Source organism: Candidatus Propionivibrio aalborgensis, from assembly GCF_900089945.1.
GTDB lineage: Bacteria > Pseudomonadota > Gammaproteobacteria > Burkholderiales > Rhodocyclaceae > Propionivibrio > Propionivibrio aalborgensis.
Genome location: NZ_FLQY01000371.1, coordinates 1 through 6446, shown reverse-complemented (window position 1 = coordinate 6446; position 6446 = coordinate 1). Strand labels below are relative to the sequence as shown.

The window sequence follows — 6446 nt, the reverse complement described above, 5'->3', positions numbered from 1 at the left end:
CAGGATGCCGCGATAACCCGTCATCTTGCCGCATTTCTGGCTCGCCAGGTCGCCGCAACAAACGATCTTGAAGGATTCACCGGCCAGTTGCCGGCCGGCGCGACGTTTCTTCATCCGACCGCTGTGCTGTTCAACGGCGGCGTCTTCAAGTCCGAATTGCTTGCCCAGCGTACGCTGGCGTCGCTCAATTCGTGGCTCGCTGCCGAGGGCGCGCCGGCCGCGCGCTCGCTTGAAGGCGCCGACCTTGATCTGGCCGTCGCGCGCGGTGCCGCGTATTACGGCTACGTGCGCCGCGGGCAGGGCGTTCGTATCCGGGGAGGCTCGGCCCGTTCTTACTATGTGGCCATTGAATCGTCGATGCCCGCCGTACCGGGGATGCAACCACCGGTCCAGGCGCTGTGCCTGGCTCCCTTCGGAATGGAGGAGGGCAGTGAAGCCGCCCTGTCGAGTCAGGAATTCGGCCTGGTCGTTGGCGAGCAGGTTCGCTTTCGCTTCTTCGGCTCGTCGGTGCGCCGTCAGGATCAGGTGGGAACCCTGCTCGATGACTGGGAGCCCGATGAGCTTCAGGAACTCGATGAGATTCAGGCCACCCTGCCCAGCGAAGGCCGCGAGGCGGGTGAGGTCGTTCGCGTCAGACTTCAGGCACGTTTGACCGAAGCCGGGACGCTCGAACTTGAAGCATTGCCGCACAACGGCACGGCACGTTGGAAAGTCGAGTTCGATGTACGAGGCGGCGCTGCAGACTGAATGTGATGAATCCGGTTTGTACCGCCCTTCGTGTTCCTGGCGTCCAGATTGTGCGTGACTATCCCACTTGGGATTACCCCATTTCCCGGGCATGAATAAGAATTACATCGTCGGCATTGACCTCGGAACCAGCAACACGGTTGTTGCCTACGCAGCCCCTGGGAAACAGCACGTCGAACTGTTCGAGGTCGAGCAACTGGTCGGGCCAGGCCAAGTCGCCGCGAGACCCGCGCTGCCGTCCGTGCGTTTTCATCCAGCGCCGGGAGAAATCAGCCCGGGAGATCTGCAATTGCCATGGACAGAGGCGGACAGTGCAGATCAGGTGCTTACCGGGCGCTTCGCGCTTGACCTCGGGGCCCAGGTCCCGGGGCGGCTGGTGGCCAGCGCCAAGAGCTGGCTCTCGCATGCTTCGGTAGACCGCATGGCGCCCATCCTGCCATGGGGCGCCGACGATGATGTCGACAAGGTCTCTCCGGTCGACGCCAGCGCGAGCTATCTCGCCCATGTCCGCGCCGCCTGGCGGCACCGCTTCCCGCATGCGCCGCTGGAAAAGCAGCAGCTCATATTGACCGTTCCCGCTTCTTTTGACGAAGGCGCGCGTGCACTGACGCTGGAAGCCGCGAAACAGGCGGGGCTGAACAATCTACGACTGCTCGAGGAACCACAGGCGGCCTTCTACGACTGGCTGTATCGCCATCAGCACTGTCTTGCAGATGAACTTGCTGATACCAAGCTGCTGATGGTTTGCGATGTCGGTGGCGGCACGACCGATCTGACCTTGATTCAGGTCGCGATGCGCGACGGCGACCCGGAACTGACCCGAATCGGTGTCGGCAACCACTTGATGCTCGGCGGCGACAACATGGATCTCTCGCTCGCCCATCTGGTTGAATCACGGCTCCCGGCCAGCGAAGGCAAGCTGACAGCAGCGCGCTTCTCGCAACTCGTGGCGCGTTGCCGTGCGGCGAAAGAATTGCTGCTGGCGCCAGACGCGCCGGAGTCGGTTCCATTGACGCTACTGGGCGGCGGCTCCAGGCTGATCGGCGGCGCACGGACAATCGAGCTGAAGCGGGAAGAAGTCCGGCAAATGATTGTCGACGGTTTTCTCCCTCGTGTCGCGCCGGATGAGCCGATACTGCAACGACGTGCCGCGATCATCGAGTTCGGCTTGCCGTATCCCGCCGACCCGGCGATTACTCGCCACGTCGCCGATTTCCTAACGCGGCATGCCCATGCGTCACGGGATGCTCTGGCCGACGACAGCAGCGGGCAACGGATGCCGGTGCCCGATACGCTGCTTCTCAACGGTGGCGTGTTTCGCTCCGAGGCGATTGCCGAGCGATTGCAAGACGCGCTTGGCGACTGGCGTGGCGATAGGTTGCGAGTTCTGCACAACGACAACCCCGACGTCGCGGTGGCGCGTGGTGCAGTCGCCTACGCGTTGGTTCGCCAGGGTCAAGGGCAGCGGATCGGTGGTGGATCGGCACGGAGTTATTTTCTCGTACTCGAAGGGGAGGGCGAGGAGAAGCGTGGCATTTGCATCCTGCCGCGTGGCAGCGAGGAAGGGCACGAAGTGCAGTTGCCGGAGCGCGTTTTCAGTCTGCGGCTGGGTCAGCCGGTTCGCTTTAGCCTCGTTTCTACGGTAGCCGATAACCGATATCAGCCGGGCGAAATCGCCATCCTGACAGGCGAGGACTGGATTTTGCTGCCGCCAATTGCCACCGTCGTTCAGGCGCCCCCCGGCAATACGCAGCGCGATGTTCGAGTGCAATTGATTAGCACGATGACCGAAATCGGCACGCTGGAACTGCACTGCGTCAACCTGGAAGACGCCAGTCGACGCTGGCTGCTCGAATTCCAGTTACGTGGCGTGAGCGACGCAGGCGGCGATGGCCGTGAACCGGGCGATTGTGTGGTTTCTGCGGAGGCCTTGCCGCCAAACTTTCCCGATGCAATTCAGTGTATTGAAAGCATTTTCGGATCGCGTTCTCTGGCAGCGGAAAAGACGGAAATGCGCAAGCAAGTACGGCAATTGCGCGGCCAGCTGGAACATCTGCTGGGCAAACGTGAGAACTGGGATATGCCTCTCTTGCGGGCGCTATTCGACGCTCTGATGCAGCGCGCACGCCGTCGTCGGCGTTCGGCCGAGCATGAACGCTTGTGGCTCAATCTCACCGGTTACTGTCTACGCCCCGGCCTCGGCTACGCCCTCGACGAGTGGCGCGTCGAGCAATTGTGTCAACTCCTTCCGCAAGGCATTGAGTACGCAGGCGAGAGCCAGAACTGGTCGGAATGGTGGACCTTGTGGCGACGCGCAGCGGGCGGCTTGCCGACAGCCATCCAGGAAAAACTGCTGGACGAACTGAGCCCCTCGCTGCTGGCTGAGGCAACGAAGCGGCGTAACCGCCTGATGACTGCGATTGCCGGAAGTCAGGATGACATGCTGCGCCTCGTCGCTTCGCTCGAAGGGTTGCCCATCGAAAGAAAGGTGGAAATCGGCGACTGGCTGCTTGGAAGACTGCGCAAATCATCTGTAAAGGCGCTGGGTTGGTGGGTTATCGGCCGAATCGGAGCCCGAGAGTCGCTTTACGGCAATGCGCATCAAGTTGTGCCGCCCGAGGTCGCTGGCCGCTGGCTCGAAGCCTTGCTGGTACTCGATTGGAAGAAGGTCGAGCCAGCCGCCTTCGCGGCGACGCAAATTGCCCGCCTGACGGGTGACCGTGCGCGCGATTTGAATGAAGAGATGCGCGAACTTGTTCAGGAACGTCTGACCGAGATCAAAGCATGCGCGAGCTGGATTGAGCAAATCCAGACCGTGATTGAACTTGACAGTGCCGATGAGCGACGCGCGTTTGGCGAGTCCTTGCCTGCAGGCTTACGGCTGCTGCCGGAATACAGGACAACGCAGCCATCTCATTGAGGGGGCAGGCGCTCCGACAGCGCAAACAAGAGGGGCTACAATGCCATTCCGAACCCTTTCTATTATTTTACATAATACAAATTATGCGCGTTTCGAATAGCGCGCTTTTGCAATATCTCAATATTGAACTGTTCCCAAGTCGATGAATCTCTCTTCAACCCATGAGCCGCTGCTTTTTGTCGATCTGGAGACAACGGGCGCCAATTTCGCCAATGATCGAATCATCGAGATCGGATTCGTCGAGGTCGATCAGAATGGTTCCAGCGAGTGGAACTCTCTGGTCAATCCTGGCCGACCGGTTTCGGATTTCATCACGGGGCTGACGGGAATTAGCACGGCAATGGTTTCATCGGCTCCGACTTTTGAACAGCTGGCGCCCGTTGTTCTGGAAAAGTTGCGCGGTCATTTGTTCATCGCTCACAACGCCCGTTTCGACTACACCTTTCTGAAACGCGAATTCAAACGTATCGGTGTCGATTTTCGTGCCCCAAATCTTTGCACGGTCAAGCTTTCACGCAAGCTTTTTCCCCAGCATCACCGACACAGCCTTGATGCCTTGCTGGAGCGCTTTGATATTGCTGCTGGCGATCGTCATCGTGCGCTGGCTGATGCTCGCGCTCTTTGGACGCTTTGGCAGTATTGGCATCAGACACTGCCTGTAGAAGACATCCACAACGCCATAGATGCCATTGTTGGCCACCCGGACTTGCCCCCACAAATTGACTCCGCGCTTATCGAGGATCTGCCGGAAGCTGCAGGTGCTTACGCTTTGTATGGCGAGGACGGGAGTTTGTTATTGACAAAGCGAAGCACGAATATTCGTCAACAGGTCTTCGCCCATTTTTCTTCAGCCAACCGCAATACCGCTTTGTGGCGTAACACTTGGGACGTGAAATGGCTTGAAGCGGCCGGCGAACTGGGTGCGAAGCTGAACGAGCATAAGTTCGGCTCTCTTACGCGACAGACTGCAGATGATCTTTGCTCATGGCAATTGGTACAGCTGGGCGATGGTGATTTTCGCCCGCAGCTCGTCTATTCACGGGATATTGATTTCGCGCTTGCTAGCGATTTGTTTGGTCTGTATAGACACCGGCGCGAGGCCCTGCAAGCCCTGCGCAAAATCGCTGAAGGACATCGGCTGTGTCACAACCTGATCGGGATAGGCACGGGATCTCCGGGAGAAGCCTGTGTGGGCTACAAACAAAGGACCTGTCGAGGCGTTTGTGTGGGCAAGGAGGCCTTGTCCTTGCACAGCGCTCGACTGATGACGGCTTTGGCAAAATCCAGGCTAAGTCACTGGCCGTACCTCGGGCCGGTAGCTCTGATTGAACGCGATGAATTTGGGATGCGCGAGGACTACCATCTGGTCAATAACTGGCGCTATCTGGGTACGGTGCATGACGAAGCGGCACTTTATGAACTCATTGAAAACCGAAGCGAAGGCCCTTTCGAGCCTGAAATTTACCGGATTATCAACAAGTTATTGAAGGCAGGCAAAACCCGAGTCCTGCCTCTTTTTCAGGCTTTGCCGCCAGTTTCGTCACTTTGAGAGTTCAAGAACTACTGCCTTGCCCGAGCGCCCTCCAGCGGCACGAAGCAAATCGGCAATATCGGTGTTTTCGCTCTTCAAGGCCCAGTCAACCGCCGTGTCCCCATTCTCATTGGCGATCATAGGGTCTGCCTTGTTCTTCAAAAGCAATTCGACGACTTCGATGTGACCAAAGCGTGCAGCAAAGAAAAGGGCTGAAGAACCATTTTCTGTTGTGGCATCTATCCGGGCGCCGCGTTTCAACAGGTAGTCGACAATCTGGGCGTGACCATTGTATGCGGCATAGATCAGAGGCGACCAGCCGTACAAATTCACATCGGCACCGGCGTCGACAAGGAGTTTCACATAAGAGAGATTCCCTTTGAATGCCGCAATGCTGACCGCAGTTTCGCCATTCCGATTGCGCACATTGAGTCGTGCACGATGCCGGATCAGGTAATCGACGAGTTCCGGAATGTCGCGCCGAACGGCCTGGAAAAGCAGCGTGTTACCTTCTCTGTCGACGGTATTGCCGTCCATGCCGCGCTTGATCAGAGCAATGGCGTCGGGGGCATCGCCCTGAATTATCGCCTCTTCCATGTCTTCGTAAGCGCCTGCCGAAGCGAGTATCGGCAACAGCAAAATGGTCAGGAAAGTAATGATTTTCATTGGCTTATACTCGTTCTGGCGTGAGGAAAAAGGCGGAAAAAGTTGTCGGTCGTGGCCTTGGCGACTTCTTCAAATGAGATATTCCGCAAGTGTGCGATTTCTTCGGCAACGTATTTTACGTAGCCCGGCTGGTTGGTTTTCCCGCGATAAGGCATGGGTGCCAAGTAGGGGGAATCGGTTTCGATGAGCAAGCGATCCAGAGGAACTCGACGAGCAACGTCCTTGATGGATAGCGCGTTCTTGAACGTGACGATACCGGACAGTGAAATATGGAACCCCTGGGCGAGCACTGCTTCGGCCACATCCCAGGTCTCTGTGAAGCAATGCATGACGCCGCCCACCTCACCTGCGCCCTCCTCCGACAAAAGCCTCAGAGTGTCGGTCGTAGCATCCCGATTGTGGATGACCAATGGCTTGTCGACTTCAATTGCAGCGCGGATGTGGGTGCGAAAACGTTCACGCTGCCATTCCGGTGCATCCTTGTGCCAGTAATAGTCGAGTCCGGTTTCGCCGATCGCGATGACCTTCGGGTGTTGTGCCAAATCGACTAGGTCTTTAACCGTCGGTTCGCGCACATCGGTT

At 58.1% G+C, this 6446-nt stretch carries 4 protein-coding genes and 1 pseudogene; 3 read left to right on the top strand and 2 right to left on the bottom strand.

Features of this window, described 5'->3' with window-relative positions; genetic code table 11:
• The 3 genes and pseudogenes from PROAA_RS16280 to PROAA_RS16270 form a co-directional block, all read left to right on the top strand.
• Positions 1–747, top strand: a pseudogene (locus PROAA_RS16280) (Hsp70 family protein); the annotation flags it as partial.
• 91 nt (positions 748–838) lie between these two features.
• Complete coding sequence (locus PROAA_RS16275; RefSeq protein WP_186412359.1) at positions 839–3667, top strand: Hsp70 family protein; 2829 nt, start codon at positions 839–841, stop codon at positions 3665–3667.
• A gap of 142 nt (positions 3668–3809) precedes the next feature.
• The gene (locus PROAA_RS16270; protein WP_186412358.1) at positions 3810–5216 is read left to right on the top strand and encodes a 3'-5' exonuclease family protein; all 1407 of its coding nucleotides are present in this window, start codon (positions 3810–3812) and stop codon (positions 5214–5216) included.
• On the opposite strand, the gene PROAA_RS16265 is transcribed toward PROAA_RS16270, so the two are convergent.
• Entirely contained in the window at positions 5208–5864 is a 657-nt protein-coding gene (locus PROAA_RS16265; protein WP_186412357.1) for an ankyrin repeat domain-containing protein, read from the bottom strand. The genes PROAA_RS16270 and PROAA_RS16265 overlap by 9 nt on opposite strands.
• Positions 5861–6446: TatD family hydrolase (locus PROAA_RS16260; RefSeq protein WP_186412356.1), on the bottom strand; the 586-nt coding region annotated here is incomplete at its 5' end. The genes PROAA_RS16260 and PROAA_RS16265, both read right to left, overlap by 4 nt.